The organism is Streptomyces sp. NBRC 110035 (assembly GCF_000829695.1).
GTDB lineage: Bacteria > Actinomycetota > Actinomycetes > Streptomycetales > Streptomycetaceae > Streptomyces.
This window is the reverse complement of sequence record NZ_BBNN01000025.1, coordinates 178,482-194,446: the sequence shown is the minus strand read 5'-3', so window position 1 is coordinate 194,446 and position 15,965 is coordinate 178,482. Positions and strand designations below refer to the sequence as shown.

Here is a 15,965-nt window from a genome sequence, read left to right as displayed (position 1 = left end):
TCGCGGCCACGTGGAACACCGGGACGAAAACCGGCGCCAAGAGGTAGCGCCGACAGGCGCGGCGGCGCTCCCGTCAACGAAGCAGGCACAGTTCCTGTCGATCCCGGAGTTGCGACGCTCTGTGATCATCAGGGAGACCTGTGCCTGTCCTGTCGTCTCCTGTCGTCATGGCGGACCGCACCGCTCTGGGACCGATTCGCCGCGCTGTTGCCTGAGTGGTCGGCCTACGACCCGACCCGTCCGCTGGGCTGCCGCCCGCCACGCATCAGCGACCGGATGGTTACCAGGCGGCCGGGCCGGTCTTGTCGAAGAAGCCGCCGGTCGGACCGTCGGCGCCGATCAAGGCCATACGGGCGATGATCTCCGCGCCCTCTTCGGCGGTCTGGGTGCCCTGGTGGCCGTTGAGGTCGGTGGCGGTGTAGCCGGGATCGACGGCGTTGAACCGGATGGTGGGGTACGCCTTGGCGTACTGCGAGGTGACCATGACCAGCGCGGTCTTGGAGGAGTTGTAGTCCAGCACCGTCACCTGGAACTCCACCCGGCTGGGGTCGGTGGTCGCCGCCCGAGAGCCCAGACCGCTGCTGACGTTGACGACGACCGGGGCGTCGCCCGCTTCCAACAGCGGCAGGAAGGCGTGCGTGACGCGCACGACGCCGAAGACGTTCGTGTCGTACGTGGTCAGCATGTCGGCCCCGGTGACCTCGCCGACCCGGCCGAGCTTGCGCGCGCCCGCGATCCCGGCGTTGTTGATCAGGACGTCGAGGCGGCCGGCGTCCGCGCGGACGAATTCGGCGGCAGCCTTGACGGAATCCTCGTCGGTGACGTCGAGCTGAACGAAGCGGGCGCCGAGCCGCGCGGCCGCCTCCCGGCCGCGGTGGGCATCGCGCGCCCCGACGTAGACGGTGTGCCCGGCCTCGACCAGGCGTCGGGCCGTCTCGAAGCCGAGGCCCTTGTTCGCTCCGGTGATCAGTGAGGTGGTCATGGGTGTTCACTCCGGTGATCGGTTCAGGTGGTGACGCCTGCACCCTCCCCGCCCCGCGGACGGACAGACAGTGCCCGCCGTTGCCTGTGGACTGCCAGTACCAGGCTGTCCAGGCGCGGTGGCCGGATAATGGGGCCGTGAGCGGATCCAGAGAACTGGGCAGGGCGCTGCGCGGCTGGCGCGACCGTACGGCCCCCACCGCGGTGGGGGTGCCCACCGGCGGAGTACGGCGGGCCGCCGGGCTGCGACGCGAGGAACTGGCGCAGCTCGCCAGTCTGTCGGTGGACTACATCGTCCGCCTGGAGCAGGGCCGGGCCACCTCCCCGTCGGAGCAGGTCCTGTCCGCGCTGGCCCGTGCCCTGCGGCTGTCGACGGCCGAGCGCGAACACCTGTATCTCCTCGCGGGCCAGTCGCCACCGGGCCCCGGGCAGGTGTCGGCACACATCCCACCAGGAGTCCGCAGGGTGCTCGATCAGCTGGACGGCGCACCGCTGAGCGTGTATGACGCGGCCTGGAACCTGGTCCTGTGGAACCCCTTGTGGGCCGCCCTGCTCGGGGACGCGTCCGCGCTGCGCGGACGCGAGCGCAACATCGCCTGGCGGCATTTCGCCGGTCTGCCGGGCCGGGTCAGCCACACCCCCGAGCAGGAGGCCCGGTTCGAGGCGGCCGTGGTCGCCGACCTCAGGGCGGCGACCGCCCGCTACCCCGCCGATGCCGGCCTGCGCTCTCTGGTCAAGGACCTGCGGGCCATCAGCACCGGCTTCGCAGTCCTGTGGGACACCGGGATCGTGGGCGTCCACGAGACGCACACCAAGACCGTCCACCACCCTGTTATGGGAACACTTGTCCTCGACTGCGACCTGCTCACTGCTCCCGGCAGCGATCTGCGCATCGTCGCCTATACCGCCGCCTCCGGTAGCGACGCCGCCAACCAGCTCAAGCTCCTCGGCGTCATCGGCACCCAGGCCCTGGCCGAAGACGGCACCCCTGGATAGCCGCCGGCGGGCGCACTTGACCCCACGGCCCGCAGCCCGGCGCGCCGGCCACCGGCGACGGCTCGCTGACGCATCCACCGCACAGATCACGAAACGACACGGGAGTCGACGCCGTCGGTCGGGGACCGCACAACGGTCGGCTCCGGCCCGTAGTCGGTGGTGACGCCGAGCAGCCGTCCGCGGTCCCGATCATGTGATGGATGCCGGCCCCCTTGCCGATACGGCCTTTCCCGGGCTGTCGGTGCTGGTCGTCGAGGGCGCGGCGGACGATGGTGACGCGGTGGTGGTCACGTCTCGCACCCGGGAGGCGGCGGTACCGCGCCCGGTACGACGGACGTGCCGGTCGACGGCCACGGACCCGTCGATGAACAAGTGACCTGCTTACAGCGCCTTGTGGCGATCCGGCCAGCAATATGACCTTGTGGAACACGCTACTTATTCTCCGCCGGTCCCACCTGCACGTTCAGCGGTCGGTCTGTCCGGTCCCGGGCCGCCGACGGCAGACCCTCCACGAGCGGATTCCCGGACTGCTGGAGCACCGTCGACGCCGCACGGTGCGGCCTGCCCGGCAGACATCCCCGGCGGCACGGGAGTTGTGCGGCCGGACCGGCGCACGCCTCTCCGGCCTGCCGGCCGTACCCGTTTCCCCCGGCACCGCGCTGCACCACCCGCTGCCACCACAACCCGCGGTCCCACAAGTGATCGGCGTGGACGACTTCGCCCCGCGCCGCCGCCACCGCCGCGCCACGATCGCCACGGCGCCGGGACCGGCCGACGCGTCGCGGTCCCGCCCGGCCGAAAGAGGGCCGCCCTGGAGCCCCGGCCGCGCGAACATCCTGGTGCCGAGGCCGCCGGGCGAGGGCAACGACGTGGAACTCACCGGATGGATCACCACCGCCCGCGCCGTCGACCTGCCCCACCTGCGCAGCTTCACCAACGGCCGCGAAACCGACCGGCCTGCCGTGCGCGCCGGCCTCATCTTGCCCCACCACAACGGCCGCACCGAAGGCGTCAGCACCCGCACCAAAAGGATCATGAGACAGATACACGGACGCGCCAGACTCGGCCTCCTCCGTCACCGCGTCCTCCGGCTCTGACGGACACCCGGCGTCACCACCGGCTACGGGTCGGAGCCGAACGCTTGACGGACCGGCCCTCGGCCGCAGCATCGGGCCGGCCCGTCCCCGGCGGCCGTACCGCTCAGGCCAGGGGGCAGCAGTCGGGGGCGAGGCCCCTGGGGAGGCGGTCGCCGCCGAAGACGGCGCAGGTGGCCTCATGGCCGCCGAGCGCGGCGACGGCCAGCAGCAGTGAGCCGGCCGTCCAGGACGTCAGCTCGACCGGCCAGAGCGCCTCGTCGTCGAAGACGTACCCCGTCCAGTACAGACCGCTCTTCGGATCGCGCAGGTGCTGGATGGACTGGAGCACCTCCAGCGCACGGTCGGACTCGCCCATCACCCAGAGAGCCAGGGCGAGTTCGGCCGACTCGCCGCCGGTCACCCACGGGTTGGGGACCACGCAGCGCACCCCGAGCCCGGGGACGACGAAACGGTCCCAGCCCTCCTCGATCCGTTCCTTGGCCTCGGCGCCGGTGAGGGCTCCGCCCAGCACGGGGTAGTACCAGTCCATGGAGTAGCGGTCCTTGTCGAGGAACCGCTCCGGGTGGTGCCGGATCGCGTGCCGGAGCGCCCCGGCCGCCAACTCCCAGTCCGGCTGCGGCTCTTCCCGTTGCTCGGCGATGGCGAGGGCGCAGCGCAGCGCGTGGTGGACGGAGGAGCAGCCGGTGAGCAGCGCGTCCGCGGTGGGCGTGCCGTCGTCGTCGCGCCGCCAGCCGATCTGTCCGCCGGGCCGCTGCAGCCGCAGCACCCATTCCACGGCCGCGTACACGGTGGGCCACAGGCGGTCCAGGAAGGGGTCGTCGCCGGTGGAGAGGTAGTGGTGCCAGACGCCGACGGCGACGTAGGCGACGAAGTTGGTCTCCCGCCCCCGGTCGGTGACGTCGTCCGGGTCGCCGTCGGCGTACGCCGCGTACCAGGATCCGTCCGCCAACTGGTGTCTGGCCAGCCACAGATAGGCCTGTTCGGCGGCCTCGTGGGCGCCCGCGGCGTCCAGTGCCATCGCGGCCTCGACGTGGTCCCACGGGTCGAGGTGGTGGCCCCTGAACCACGGGATGGCCCCGTCCTCACGCTGCACGGCGAGGATGCCGGCGACGGTGTCGGCGGCCTGCTCGGCGGTGAGGACCCCGGGCAGGACGAGGTGTTCTGTCCGGGGGGTCGTCACGAGGTGGCCGTTCCGGCGTCGGCGGCCGTCGTGGCATCGGCGGCCGTCGTGGTCTCGGCGTCGGTGCGCGGCAGGTGCGGCTTGGTCGCGTACGCCACGAAGCTCTTGCCCATCACCGGGTTCAGGGTCCGCTCCGCGAGACGGGTCGCCAGCGGCTTCTTCATGATGTCCCAGACGAGCAGCTTGTGGTACGCCCGTACCGGCAGCGCCTTGTCGTTGTCCACGCCGAAGGCGCACTTGAGCCACCAGTACGGCGCGTGCAGCGCGTGCGCGTGGTGGGTGCCGTAGGGGCGCAGGCCTGCCTCGCGCATCCTGGCCAGCAGCTGGTCGGCCCTGTAGATGCGGATGTGGCCGCCCTCGACCTCGTGGTAGGCGTCGGACAGGGTCCAGCACACCTTCTCGGGTCCGTAGCGCGGCACGGTGACCGCGATGCGGCCGCCGGGCCGGAGCACGCGGACCATCTCGGCGAGGACGCCCTTGTCGTCGGGGATGTGCTCCATGACCTCGGAGATGATCACGACGTCGAAGGACTCGTCGGGGAAGGGCAGGGCGAGGGCGTCGCCCTCCATCGCCGTGGCGGTGGCCCCGGCGGGCGCCTCCCCGGCCTCCTTCATCGCGGCGAACCACTGGGCGACCTCACGGATCTCCTCGCCGTTCCGGTCCAGCGCCACGACCCGCGCCCCGCGCCGGTAGCACTCGAACGCGTGCCGGCCGGCACCGCATCCGAGGTCCAGGACACGGTCGCCCGGGGCGAGCGGGAACCGGGAGAAGTCGACGGTCAGCACGTGGCCCTGCTTTCACGGTCGGAGGTGACGGGTTCTTCTGCGACGGACGCCCGAGCGGCCCCGGGCGCCGGGCCGGTGACGGGGCCGGCGACGACGGGCCCGGCCCCCGGGGCCCGGGCCGCGGCCTCGGAGCGGGCCATCGCCTCGCGGTATCGGGCCACCGTGCCTTCGGCCGCGCGGGCCCAGGTGAAGTGCCGCAGCACCCGTTCCCGTCCGGCCGCGCCGAGGCGGGCGCGCAGCTCCGGGTCGCCGAGCAGCCGGTTCAGTCCGGCGGCCAGCGCCTGTGCGTCGCCGGGCGGGACGGCCAGGCAGGTCTCGCCGTCGCGGCCGGCGACCTCCGGGATCGCGCCGCCGGTCGTGGCGAGCAGCGGGGTGCCGGTGGCCATGGCCTCGGCGGCCGGCAGCGAGAAGCCCTCGTACAGCGACGGTACGCAGGCCACCTGGGCGGAGCGCACGAGGCCGACCAGTTCCGCGTCCGAGATGCCCTTGACGAACTCGACGGCGTCGCCGAGCCCGTGCCGCTCCACGGCCTGCGCGACGGGCCCCTCGGCGGGACGCTTGCCGACGACGACCAGGTGCGCCCCGGGCTGTTCGGCGCGGACCTCCGCCAGCGCCTCGACGAGGAAGACCAGGCCCTTGAGCGGCACGTCCGCGCTGGACGTCGTCACGATCCGGCCCGGCACGACGGGCACCGACGCGTCCGGCGAGAACAGGTCGGTGTCGGCGCCGATGTGGACGACGTGGATGCGGTCCCGCCGTACGCCCAGATGGTCGACAATCTCGTCACGGGAGGTGCCGGAGACGGTGAGCACGGAGGGCAGACGGCGGGCGACCCGCTTCTGCATGGTGGTGAACGCGTACCAGCGGCGCACCGACGCGCGCCGCCGCCTGCTTCCCGCCGCGTCCAGTTCCAGCTGCCGGTCGACGGTGATGGGGTGGTGGATCGTGGTCACCAGGGGCGCGCCGACGTCGCCGAGCAGGCCGTAGCCGAGCGTCTGGTTGTCGTGGACGACGTCGAAGTCGCCGCGCCGGGCCCGCAGATGGCGGCGGGCGCGCAGCGAGAAGGTCAGCGGTTCGGGGAAGCCGCCGGTCCACATCGTGGAGACCTCGAGCGCGTCGATCCAGTCGCGGTACTCGCCGCGGCCGGGGGTGCGGAAGGGGTCCGGCTGGCGGTAGAGGTCGAGGCTGGGCAGCTCGGTCAGGCCCAGCCCGTCGTAGCCCTCGTCGAGGACGGGGTAGGGCTGGGCGCCGATGACCTCGACCCGGTGGCCGAGGCGGGCGAGCTCACGGGAGAGGTGACGGACGTAGACGCCCTGCCCGCCGCAGAACGGGTTCCCCTTGTAGGTGAGGAGCGCGATGCGGAGCGGTCGCAAGCCATCGGAGGCCGAGCCCTGCGAGAGCCCGGCCTGACTGGCCTCAGCGGTCACCCTGGGCCCCCTTCTCCCTGCACGGTCCCGCGACTGTACGCCGGGACGCCAACCTAGAACAAGTTATAGAGTTGATCGTTCGGAGGCTTCGAATCTACCGGCAGGTAAGGACGCGGCGAGCAGTGGATCAGGTGATTCACGCCACGGCGGGATGCGTGCCATGCTGTCCGATCACCAACCCTCACCGACGGTCACGGAACGGGGCCCATGCCCGCGGAAGCCCTCAGGGGCAAGGCGGCCGGGGCGGCGGAGCCGGATGAACCGGCCAGGACCCACAAGGCGAACAAGGCGAACAAGGCGGCGAAGATGGAAGCCGGCACCACCCGAACCCCCCCTGCCTCCCCCCTGACCGAGCAGCAGGAGGCGCGCAGGCGCCGCATCCTGCGCGCGAGCGCCCAGCTGGCCGGCCGGGGCGGTTTCGACGCGGTACAGATGCGCGAGGTCGCGGAGTCCTCGCAGGTGGCACTGGGCACGCTGTACCGGTACTTCCCGTCCAAGATCCACCTGCTGGTGGCCACGATGCAGGACCAGCTGGAGCACATGCACGGCACCCTGCGGAAGAGGCCGCCGACGGGCGAGACGGCGGCCGAACGGGTGACCGAGACCCTGATGCGGGCCTTTCGCGCGCTCCAGCGCGAGCCGCAGCTGGCCGACGCGATGGTGCGCGCCCTGACGTTCGCGGACCGGAGCGTGAGCCCGGAGGTCGACCAGGTCTCCCGCCAGACGACGATGATCATCCTGGACGCCATGGGTCTGGCGGACCCCACGCCGGAACAGCTCTCGACGGTCCGCGTCATCGAGCACACCTGGCACTCGGCGCTCATCACCTGGTTGTCCGGGCGGGCCTCCATCGCCCAGGTCGGGATCGACATAGAGACGGTGTGCCGCCTGATCGACCTGACGGCAGCGAAGGATTCCGACTGAAGGAGTCGAAACTTTCGACACCGGGTCGACGTACTCAACTTCCATCCAGCACCTGTCAGCCTTCGGTCATACGCACTCCAGTTGCACACAGACGGTTGACCGGCCCTCCGCTCACCCCTATCGCCTGCACTGCCATTCGGAATTCATTCCGAACATTCGACCACCCGATGCGGACTTCGGCCCCTGTGCGCGCGGAGCCAGCACGGCAGCAGAGGCGCATCCGCACACCCATATATCCGTACATCCGCACCACTACGGCCCCCCACCGGAAAAGGAATGACATGCGCATGATCAAATTTGGAGTCCGGAAGACGAGAGCCGGGGCGGCCAGGGGCCCTCTGGCCGTCGCCACGACCGCGCTGCTCACCGTGACCGCGCTCGTGGCGCTCCCCCAGAGCACCGCGCACGCCGCCGACACCCTGGGCGCGACGGCGGCCGAGAAGGGCCGCTGCTTCGGTGCCGGGGTCGCCGCGAACCACCTGGGTGAGGCGCAGTACGTCAACACGCTGAACACCGAGTTCGACCCGGTGACGGCCGAGAACGAGATGAAGTGGGACGCGCTCGAGCCCAGCCGCGGCTCGTTCAGCTTCGGCAACGCCGACCGCATCGTGAACCACGCCCAGAGCCGGGGCATGGCGATCCGCGGGCACACCCTGGTGTGGCACTCCCCACTGCCCGGCTGGGTCTCCGGCCTCGGCACCTCCGACCTGCGCTCGGCGATGAACAACCACATCAACCAGGTCATGGGGCGCTACCGGGGCGAGATCCGCTCCTGGGACGTGGTCAACGAGGCCTTCCAGGACGGAAACAGCGGCGCCCGGCGCAGCTCGCCCTTCCAGGACGGGCTCGGCAACGGCTTCATCGAGGAGGCCTTCCGCACGGCCCGCGCGGCCGACCCGAACGCCAAGCTCTGCTACAACGACTACAACACCGACGGCATCAACGCAAAGAGCAACGCGGTCTGCACCATGGTCCGCGACTTCACGTCCCGTGGCGTGCCCATCGACTGCGTGGGCTTCCAGTCGCACTTCAACAACGCCTCCCCGGTCCCGTCCGACTACCGGGCCAACCTCCAGCGCTTCGCCGGCCTGGGCGTCGACGTGCAGATCACCGAGCTGGACATCGAGGGCTCGGGCCCGTCCCAGGCCACCAGCTACGGCAACGTCGTCACGGCCTGCCTCGCGGTGGCGCGGTGCACCGGCATCACGGTGTGGGGCATCCCGGACAAGTACTCGTGGCGGTCGAGCGGGACACCCCTGCTGTTCGACGACAACTACAACAAGAAGCCCGCCCACCACGCGGTGCTGAGCGCCCTCGGCGGCTCCGACGACGGGGGCGGTGACCCCGGCAACCCGGGCGCGGGCTGCACCGCCGTCTACAGCAGGACGGAGGTGTGGGGTGACCGCTTCAACGGCAGGGGGACCATCACCGCGGGCAGTTCGGCGATCAGCAACTGGTCGGTGAACGTCACGGTGGCGTCCCCGCAGAAGGTCTCGGCCACCTGGAACGGCTCACCCGGCTGGGACGGGAGCGGCAACGTGATGACGATGCGGCCCAACGGCAACGGCTCGCTGGCGGCCGGGGCGTCGACCAGCTTCGGGTTCACCGTCATGACGAACGGCAACACGACACCACCGAACGTCGGTGCCCGCACCACGTCCTGACACCCCCTCCCCGCACCGCCGCGTACACCGCCGGTGACCTCGGCCACCCCTTTCGGGCCACCCCCGGCCGCTTTCCTACGGGCGGGTACAGTGGCGACGTCGTCATCACACCCGTACGGGGGAAGCCGGTGCAATTCCGGCGCTGGCCCTTCCCCACGTCTCGACTTCGCTCGACCCGGGGAGACCCCTACCGTAAGCCGCCCGCAGAGGCGGCGAGCCGGAATGCCCCGGGCGGACGTGACCGGCTCACGCGTCCGGCGGTCCGCCGGTGCGCGGCACCGTTGAGGTATACGGAGCCGAGCCGCCGGGGTTCCCGTGCTGCCCGGCTCCCCCCACAGGGAGAGGCACCCGCCGATCATGAACGTCCGCAGCAGCGCAGCGGCCCTGGCCGCCGTCGCCGTGATCGGCGCCGCCGCACCGGCCTCCGCCGACTCGTCCCCGTCCCCCTCGCCGTCCCGGCAGGCCCTGCCCTCCGCCCTGTACGGACAGGGCGACCCGCAGTACGACGGCGTGTGGCGCCAGTCGCTGGCCCTGCTCGCCCAGGACACGGTGGGCGTCGAGCCGCCGAAGGCGGCCGTGGACTGGCTGGTCGGGCAGCAGTGCGCCGACGGCTCCTTCGCCCCGTTCCGCGCCGACCCCGGCACGGCGTGCGACGCCGGGACCATGGTCGACACCAACCAGACCGCCGCCGCCGTGCAGGCCCTCGCCGCGATCGGCGGGCACGACGCCGTCACCGGCAAGGCCGTCGACTGGCTGAAGTCCGTGCAGAACGAGGACGGCGGCTGGGGCTACACGGCGGGCGGGGCCGGCGACGCCAACTCCACATCCGTCGTCGTCGGCGCGCTCGCCGCGGCGGACGAGAAACCGGCCGAGGTGGTCAAGAACGGCAAGTCCCCCTACGACGCCCTGCTGACGCTGGCCATACCCTGCGACACCAAGGGCGCGGGCAAGGACGACGGCGCGGGCGCCTTCGCCTTCCAGCCGGACAAGAAGGGCGAGCTGTTCGCCAACGCCGACGCCACCGCGGCGGGCGTGGCCGGCTCCCTCGGCGTGGGCCTCGTGGTCGAGCCCGGCGCGGACAAGGCGTCGGACGAGGCGGACGACACCGCGTGCGAGAAGGCCCGGACGCCCGAGCAGGCCGCCGCCAACGGTGCCGCCTACCTCACGGACGCGCTCGCCGCGGACGGCCACCTCGTCTCCGCGCTCCCCGGCGCCGAGGACCAGCCGGACCACGGCAACACCGCCGACGCGGTGGTCGCGCTCGCGGCGCAGGGCGCCACCGGGCCGGCCGCGAAGTCCGCGGCCTGGCTGGAGAAGAACGCCGCCGACTGGGCCGCCGGGAGCGGTCCCGCCGCCTACGCCCAGCTGATCTTCGCCGCCCACGCCACCGGCACCGACCCGCGCGCCTTCGGCGGCACGGACCTGGTGAAGCAGCTGACCGCCACCGGGCCCGCCGCGCAGGCGGCCGACACCTCCGGCGCGCAGGGTGAGAAGGACGCGAAGGACGAGCAGGACAAGGACGGCTCGGGCTTCGGGGCCGGCCTCTGGTGGGTCCTCGGGGCCCTCCTGGTCGCCGGTGCCGTCGTGGCCCTCCTGGTGAACGGCCGGAAGAAGAGGCAGCAGCCGTGATCCGCCGGGCCGCCGTCCTGTTCCTGGCCGCGCTCCTGCTCCTGGCGGCGGGCGCGGGCCGGGCTCAGGCCGCCGGCTACCGGTACTGGTCGTTCTGGGACCTCGACGGCGGCACCTGGACGTACGCCACCCAGGGCCCGTCCGTCGCCCGCCCCGCCGACGGCGACGTCCAGGGCTTCCGCTTCGCCGTCAGCGAGGAGTCCGGCGACTCGGCGCAGCCCCGGGGCGCCGCCGACTTCGCCGGCATCTGCGCGCAGACCCCGGCGAAGGAGGGCAGCAAGCGGGTGGCCCTCGTCATCGACTTCGGTACGGCCGGTGACGCCCCGTCCGGCGAGACCCCGCCCGCGAACCGCACCGCCTGCGCCCGCGTCGCTCCGGACGCCAGTACGGCCGAGGCCCTGGCCTCCGTCGCCGAGCCCCTGCGCTACGACGCCGGCGCCCTGCTGTGCGCCATCGCCGGATACCCGCAGCGGGGGTGCGGGGAGCAGGTGTCGGGGGCGGACGGGCCGGCGACCGGCAAGGAGGCCGGGAACGGGACCGGGAACGGGACCGGGGAGACCGGGGAGACCGGTTCCCCGGACTCCCCGGATTCCTCCGCCTCCGCGGACGGCGGTGGTCCGTCCCTCGGTCTCGTCGCCGGCATCGCCGTGGTGGCACTGCTCGGAGCGGCGGCCTTCCTGCAGGTACGCCGTCGTGGCTGAGCCCGGCGGCAGCCGGCCACGGGAACGCACCGCCCCCGCCCCCCGTCGCCGGCAGGGCACCCCCCTGCACCCCGGCGCGTGGTGGCTGTGGGCGCTGGCCCTCGGGGTCGCCGCGACCCGCACCACCAACCCGCTGCTGCTCGCCCTGCTGGTCGTGGTCTCCGCGTACGTCGTGGCCGTCCGCCGGCCGAACGCCCCCTGGGCCCGTTCGTACGGCGCGTTCGTCAGGCTGGCACTGGCCGTGATCGTCATCCGGCTGCTCTTCGCGATCGCCCTCGGGTCTCCCGTCCCGGGTACGCACGTCCTCGTCGATCTGCCCGAAGTCCCGCTTCCCGACTGGGCCCAGGGCATCCGCCTGGGCGGCCGGGTCACGGCCGAGGCGCTCGCGTTCGCCGTGTACGACGGCCTGAAGCTGGCCACGCTGCTCCTCTGCGTCGGCGCCGCGAACGCCCTCGCGAACCCGTCCCGCCTGCTGAAGTGCCTGCCCGGCGCGCTGTACGAGATGGGCGTGGCCGTGGTCGTGGCGCTGACCTTCGCGCCGAGTCTGATCACGGACGTCCAGCGGCTGCGCGCCGCCCGCCGGCTGCGGGGGCGTCCCGACCGCGGGATCCGCGGGCTGCTCCAGGTCGGACTCCCGGTGCTGGAGGGTGCCTTGGAGCGTTCGGTCGCGCTCGCCGCCGCGATGGACGCCCGCGGCTACGGCCGTACGGCACAGGTCCCGGCCGGGGTCCGGCGCACCACCGCCGTCCTCACCCTCGGCGGGCTGCTCGGCGTCTGCGCGGGTACGTACGGGCTGCTCACCGCCGAAGGCGCCGCGTACGGCGTCCCCGTGCTGCTCGCGGGTCTGGCCGCCGCGCTCGCGGGGCTGTGGCTGGGCGGCCGGCGTTCCGTGCGCACCCGGTACCGTCCGGACCGCTGGGACACCCGCGCGTGGCTGGTCGCCGGCTGCGGCACGGCGGTCGCGGCGCTGCTGGCCCTCGCCGCCGTACGCGACCCGGCGGCCCTGCACCCCGGCGTGGTGCCGCTGGCCGCACCCGCGCTGCCCCTGTGGCCGGCGGCGGCCGTGCTCATCGGTCTGCTCCCCGCCTTCGTCGCCCCCGCCCCCGAGGACACCACCGGCAAGGAGCCGTCGTGATCCGCTTCGAGAACGTCTCCGTGACGTACGACGGTTCCCCCGAACCCTCCGTACGGGGTGTCGACTTCAAGGTCCCGGAGGGCGAACTCGTGCTGCTCGCCGGGCCGTCCGGGGTCGGCAAGTCCACGGTGCTGGGCGCGGTCGGCGGCCTCGTCCCGCACTTCACGGGCGGCACCCTGCGCGGCAGGGTCACGGTGGCCGGCCGCGACACCCGTACGCACAAGCCGCGCGAACTGGCCGACGTGGTGGGGACGGTGGGCCAGGACCCGCTGTCGCACTTCGTGACGGACCTGGTCGAGGACGAACTCGCCTACGGCATGGAGTCGTTGGGTCTGCCCCCGGATGTGATGCGCCGGCGCGTCGAGGAGACGCTGGACCTGCTGGGCCTGGCCGACCTGCGCGACCGCCCCGTCTCCACGCTCTCCGGCGGCCAGCAGCAGCGCGTCGCCATCGGCTCGGTCCTCACCCCGCACCCCCGGGTGCTGGTCCTCGACGAGCCGACGTCCGCGCTGGACCCGGCGGCGGCCGAGGAGGTCCTCGCGGTGCTCCAGCGTCTGGTCCACGATCTCGGCACCACCGTCCTCATGGCCGAGCACCGCCTGGAACGCGTCGTCCAGTACGCCGACCGGGTCGTGCTGCTGCCGGGACCGGGCGAGCCCCCGCTGCTCGGCACCCCGGCGGAGGTGATGGCGGTGTCGCCGGTGTTCCCGCCGGTGGTGGCCCTGGGCCGGCTCGCCGGCTGGTCCCCGCTCCCGCTGACCGTACGCGACGCCCGACGCCGCGCGGCCCCCCTGCGCGAGCGCCTCACGGAGGCGGAGGAGGAGGCGAAGGGGGCGAGGGCCGTACCCGCGACGGCAGCGACAGCAGCTCCCGCGCGGAAATCCGCGGCAGCCCTCCTCCCCACCGCCTCCGCCTCCACCACCGCCCCCTCCGCCACCCGCAAGAGCCCTCTCTCCCTGTTGACCCGCAAGCGGTCGGGGACCGCAGCCACGGGCTCCCCCGCCCCCTCCTCTCCCGCCCCCGCCCACGTGGCCGAGGTCCGTGCCCTGGCCGTCCTTCGCGGCAGTGTCCGGGCGCTGCGCCACGTCGACCTGACGGTCGCCCCCGGCGAGACGATCGCGCTCATGGGGCGCAACGGGGCCGGCAAGTCCACGCTGCTCGGCGCGCTGGTCGGGCTCGTGGAACCGTCCGCCGGTTCGGTCCGCACCGGTGACGCCGTGCCGCACCGCACCCGCCCCCGCGACCTGGTGCGCCGGGTGGGGCTCGTCCCGCAGGAGCCGCGGGACCTGCTGTACGCGGACACGGTCGCCGCGGAGTGCGCCGCCGCCGACCGGGACGCGGAGGCGGAGCCGGGCACCTGCCGCGCCCTGCTGTCGCAGCTGCTTCCCGGCGTCGCGGACGACAGCCACCCGCGCGACCTGTCCGAGGGCCAGCGCCTGACCCTCGCGCTGGCGGTCGTCGTCACCGCCCGTCCGCCGCTGCTCCTCCTCGACGAGCCGACCCGCGGCCTGGACTACGCGGCGAAGGCCCGCCTGGTGACCGTCCTGCGCGGGCTGGCCGCCGAGGGACACGCGATCGTCCTGGCCACGCACGACGTGGAACTGGCGGCGGAACTCGCCCACCGGGTCGTTCTCCTCGCCGAGGGCGAGGTCATCGCCGACGGTCCGGCGGCCGAGGTGGTCGTCGCGTCACCGTCCTTCGCCCCGCAGGTGGCGAAGATCCTGGCCCCGCAGCACTGGCTCACGGTCTCCCAGGTCCGGGAGGCCCTGTCATGACACCCGCACCCGCCCCGGCCACGGGCACGGCCACCCCCGCCACGGGCACCGGCACCGGGACCCCCGTCGGCACCGCCACCGGCACCCAGCGCCAGGCGCGGGCCGTCCGCCTGGGCCCGCGTTCGCTGGTGGCGCTGGCCCTGGTGAGCGCGGTGGGCGTGGCGGCGTTCGGCTGGCCCTTCCTGGCCCCGCCCGCCTCCACGCTCAACGCCCACGCGCAGGACGCGCCGTGGCTGTTCGCGGGGCTGCTCGTGCTGCTGGTCGGGGTGGTGGCGGCGACGATCTCGGAGTCGGGCCTGGGCCCGAAGGCGGTGGCGATGCTGGGCGTCCTGGCGGCGACGGGCGCGGCGTTGCGCCCCATCGGCGCGGGGACCGCGGGCCTGGAGCCCATGTTCTTCCTGATGGTCCTCAGCGGCCGGGTCCTCGGGCCGGGCTTCGGCCTCGTACTCGGCTCGGTGACGATGTTCGCGTCCGCGCTGCTCACGGGCGGGGTGGGCCCGTGGCTTCCGTTCCAGATGCTGGCGATGGGCTGGTTCACGATGGGCGCGGGCCTGCTCCCGGGCCAGGACGGGCTGCGGGGCCGGGCCGAGCTGTGCCTGCTCGCCGCCTACGGCTTCCTGGCGGCCCTCGCCTACGGCACGGTGATGAACATGGCGGGCTGGCCCTTCATGGCGGCCCTCGCCTCGAACATCTCCTTCGACCCGGACGCGTCGGTCCCCGCCAACCTGGCCCGTTTCCTGACGTACTGCCTGGCCACGTCGCTGGGCTGGGACCTGGGCCGGGCCCTGCTCACCGTCGTGCTGGCCCTGACCCTGGGCGCCCCGGTCCTGCGCGCCCTGCGCCGCGCCACCCGCAGGGCGGCTTTCGAGACGCCGGTCACTTTCACCGGTCACCCCTGAGTGTCCCCGCGCACGCCGACAGTGACGCAGCTGACGGCCCGTCGTGAGGCACCCCACATGACCCGCGTCACATACGAGGCGGGGTCGTAGTCCTCACGTCCTCCCCCGCCCCCTCGTCCGCCACCCCCGACCTGCGCAGACGGCCACCGGCCCCGAATCCGCGTTCCCCTTGAATACGATCAGGACTAGCAAAAGGGACCTTTGCGGACAAACGCCGGAAGCTGTTTCTGTGGAGCAGTCGCCAGGCGCCGACGTGCCCCCACGGGCCGCGGCGCCGCCGTGTGCCCCGCCCCACGCACCCCGGGTGTTAGGGCACCGGGCCCACGACGACCGCCCTGTATCCGAAGAAAGGCTCCACGTGTCCGCCGTTTCCATCCTCCGCACCGTCGCCACCCCGAAGAAGGCCGTCGCCGGCGCCGCCCTCGCCGCCGCCGCCTGTGGCACGCTGATCGCCGCCGCACCCGCGCAGGCAGCCACCACGGGCTCGGCCCAGGCGACCGCGCAGTCGATGATCGGCGACTCCGCGCAGTACCAGTGCTTCTCGAACATCGTCCAGCACGAGAGCGGCTGGAACCCGACCGCCACCAACGCCTCCAGCGGCGCCTACGGCCTGGTCCAGGCCCTGCCCGCGTCGAAGATGGCGTCGGCCGGCTCGGACTGGAAGACCAACCCCGCCACCCAGATCTCGTGGGGCCTCAGCTACATGAACGAGCGCTACGGCAGCCCGTGCGCCGCCTGGGACTTCTGGCAGGCCAACAACTGGTACTGACCG

At 73.1% G+C, this 15,965-nt stretch carries 13 protein-coding genes, 2 pseudogenes and 1 riboswitch; of the genes and pseudogenes, 11 read left to right on the top strand and 4 right to left on the bottom strand.

From position 1 onward, the window contains the following. Nucleotides 1-159: 159 nt before the first annotated feature. Nucleotides 160-282: pseudogene (locus tag TU30_RS37260) on the top strand (IS5/IS1182 family transposase); the annotation flags it as partial. On the opposite strand, the gene TU30_RS16015 reads toward TU30_RS37260, so the two are convergent. Further along, a complete protein-coding gene (locus TU30_RS16015) occupies nt 281-982 on the bottom strand; it encodes an SDR family oxidoreductase (protein ID WP_042170248.1) in 702 nt (233 codons plus the stop codon). The pseudogene TU30_RS37260 and the gene TU30_RS16015 sit on opposite strands and share 2 nt — an antisense overlap. 137 nt (nt 983-1,119) lie before the next feature. On the opposite strand from TU30_RS16015, the gene TU30_RS16010 reads away from it, so the two are divergent. Both TU30_RS16010 and TU30_RS38305 read left to right on the top strand, forming a co-directional pair. After that, entirely contained in the window at nt 1,120-1,977 is an 858-nt protein-coding gene (locus TU30_RS16010; protein WP_042170245.1) for a helix-turn-helix transcriptional regulator, read from the top strand. 452 nt (nt 1,978-2,429) lie between these two features. Next, a pseudogene (locus TU30_RS38305) lies at nt 2,430-3,074 on the top strand (hypothetical protein); the annotation flags it as partial. 103 nt (nt 3,075-3,177) lie between these two features. Here the strand turns inward: TU30_RS38305 and TU30_RS16000 are convergent. From TU30_RS16000 to TU30_RS15990, 3 genes are read right to left on the bottom strand one after another with little or no spacing between them, the layout of a single operon-like run. Beyond that, nucleotides 3,178-4,254, bottom strand: coding sequence for a prenyltransferase (locus TU30_RS16000; RefSeq protein WP_042170243.1), 1,077 nt, complete (start codon nt 4,252-4,254; stop codon nt 3,178-3,180). Beyond that, nucleotides 4,251-5,039, bottom strand: coding sequence for a class I SAM-dependent methyltransferase (locus TU30_RS15995; RefSeq protein WP_042170240.1), 789 nt, complete (start codon nt 5,037-5,039; stop codon nt 4,251-4,253). Before TU30_RS15995 ends, TU30_RS16000 begins: the two co-directional genes overlap by 4 nt. Continuing rightward, nucleotides 5,033-6,466 (bottom strand): glycosyltransferase family 4 protein, encoded by a 1,434-nt coding sequence (locus TU30_RS15990; RefSeq protein ID WP_042170237.1) that lies wholly within the window; start codon nt 6,464-6,466, stop codon nt 5,033-5,035. Before TU30_RS15990 ends, TU30_RS15995 begins: the two co-directional genes overlap by 7 nt. Before the next feature lie 306 nt (nt 6,467-6,772). On the opposite strand from TU30_RS15990, the gene TU30_RS15985 reads away from it, so the two are divergent. From TU30_RS15985 to TU30_RS15950, 8 genes are all read left to right on the top strand, one after another. Then, nucleotides 6,773-7,390, top strand: a complete 618-nt coding sequence (locus TU30_RS15985; RefSeq protein WP_042170383.1) for a TetR family transcriptional regulator — start codon at nt 6,773-6,775, stop codon at nt 7,388-7,390. 287 nt (nt 7,391-7,677) lie between these two features. Continuing rightward, entirely contained in the window at nt 7,678-9,054 is a 1,377-nt protein-coding gene (locus TU30_RS15980) for an endo-1,4-beta-xylanase (RefSeq protein WP_042170380.1), read from the top strand. A gap of 118 nt (nt 9,055-9,172) precedes the next feature. Further along, nucleotides 9,173-9,282: riboswitch (cobalamin riboswitch) on the top strand. Nucleotides 9,283-9,411: 129 nt separating this feature from the next. Next, nucleotides 9,412-10,683 carry a prenyltransferase/squalene oxidase repeat-containing protein gene (locus TU30_RS15975; RefSeq protein WP_042170235.1) on the top strand — a complete coding sequence of 424 codons (1,272 nt, stop codon included), beginning with the start codon at nt 9,412-9,414 and terminating at the stop codon, nt 10,681-10,683. Continuing rightward, a complete protein-coding gene (locus TU30_RS15970) occupies nt 10,680-11,384 on the top strand; it encodes an SCO2322 family protein (RefSeq protein WP_042170234.1) in 705 nt (234 codons plus the stop codon). The genes TU30_RS15975 and TU30_RS15970 overlap by 4 nt, the downstream gene beginning before the upstream one ends. 64 nt (nt 11,385-11,448) lie before the next feature. Further along, nucleotides 11,449-12,519 (top strand): CbiQ family ECF transporter T component, encoded by a 1,071-nt coding sequence (locus TU30_RS15965; protein ID WP_234307879.1) that lies wholly within the window; start codon nt 11,449-11,451, stop codon nt 12,517-12,519. Then, a complete protein-coding gene (locus TU30_RS15960) occupies nt 12,516-14,294 on the top strand; it encodes an ABC transporter ATP-binding protein (RefSeq protein WP_042170230.1) in 1,779 nt (592 codons plus the stop codon). The genes TU30_RS15965 and TU30_RS15960 overlap by 4 nt, the downstream gene beginning before the upstream one ends. After that, nucleotides 14,291-15,193: an ECF transporter S component gene (locus tag TU30_RS15955; protein ID WP_234307877.1), complete on the top strand. Its 903-nt coding sequence runs from the start codon at nt 14,291-14,293 to the stop codon at nt 15,191-15,193. The genes TU30_RS15960 and TU30_RS15955 overlap by 4 nt, the downstream gene beginning before the upstream one ends. Before the next feature lie 358 nt (nt 15,194-15,551). Beyond that, nucleotides 15,552-15,962: a transglycosylase SLT domain-containing protein gene (locus TU30_RS15950; RefSeq protein ID WP_042170228.1), complete on the top strand. Its 411-nt coding sequence runs from the start codon at nt 15,552-15,554 to the stop codon at nt 15,960-15,962. Nucleotides 15,963-15,965: the final 3 nt, after the last annotated feature.

Excerpts from the sequence above, each read along its gene's own strand:
- TU30_RS15955 (WP_234307877.1), top strand. The coding sequence starts at position 14,291 with ATGACACCCGCACCCGCCCCGGCCACGGGCACGGCCACCCCCGCCACG.
- TU30_RS16015 (WP_042170248.1), bottom strand. The coding sequence starts at position 982 with ATGACCACCTCACTGATCACCGGAGCGAACAAGGGCCTCGGCTTCGAG.
- TU30_RS15980 (WP_042170380.1), top strand. The coding sequence starts at position 7,678 with ATGATCAAATTTGGAGTCCGGAAGACGAGAGCCGGGGCGGCCAGGGGC.
- TU30_RS15975 (WP_042170235.1), top strand. The coding sequence starts at position 9,412 with ATGAACGTCCGCAGCAGCGCAGCGGCCCTGGCCGCCGTCGCCGTGATC.
- TU30_RS15985 (WP_042170383.1), top strand. The coding sequence starts at position 6,773 with ATGGAAGCCGGCACCACCCGAACCCCCCCTGCCTCCCCCCTGACCGAG.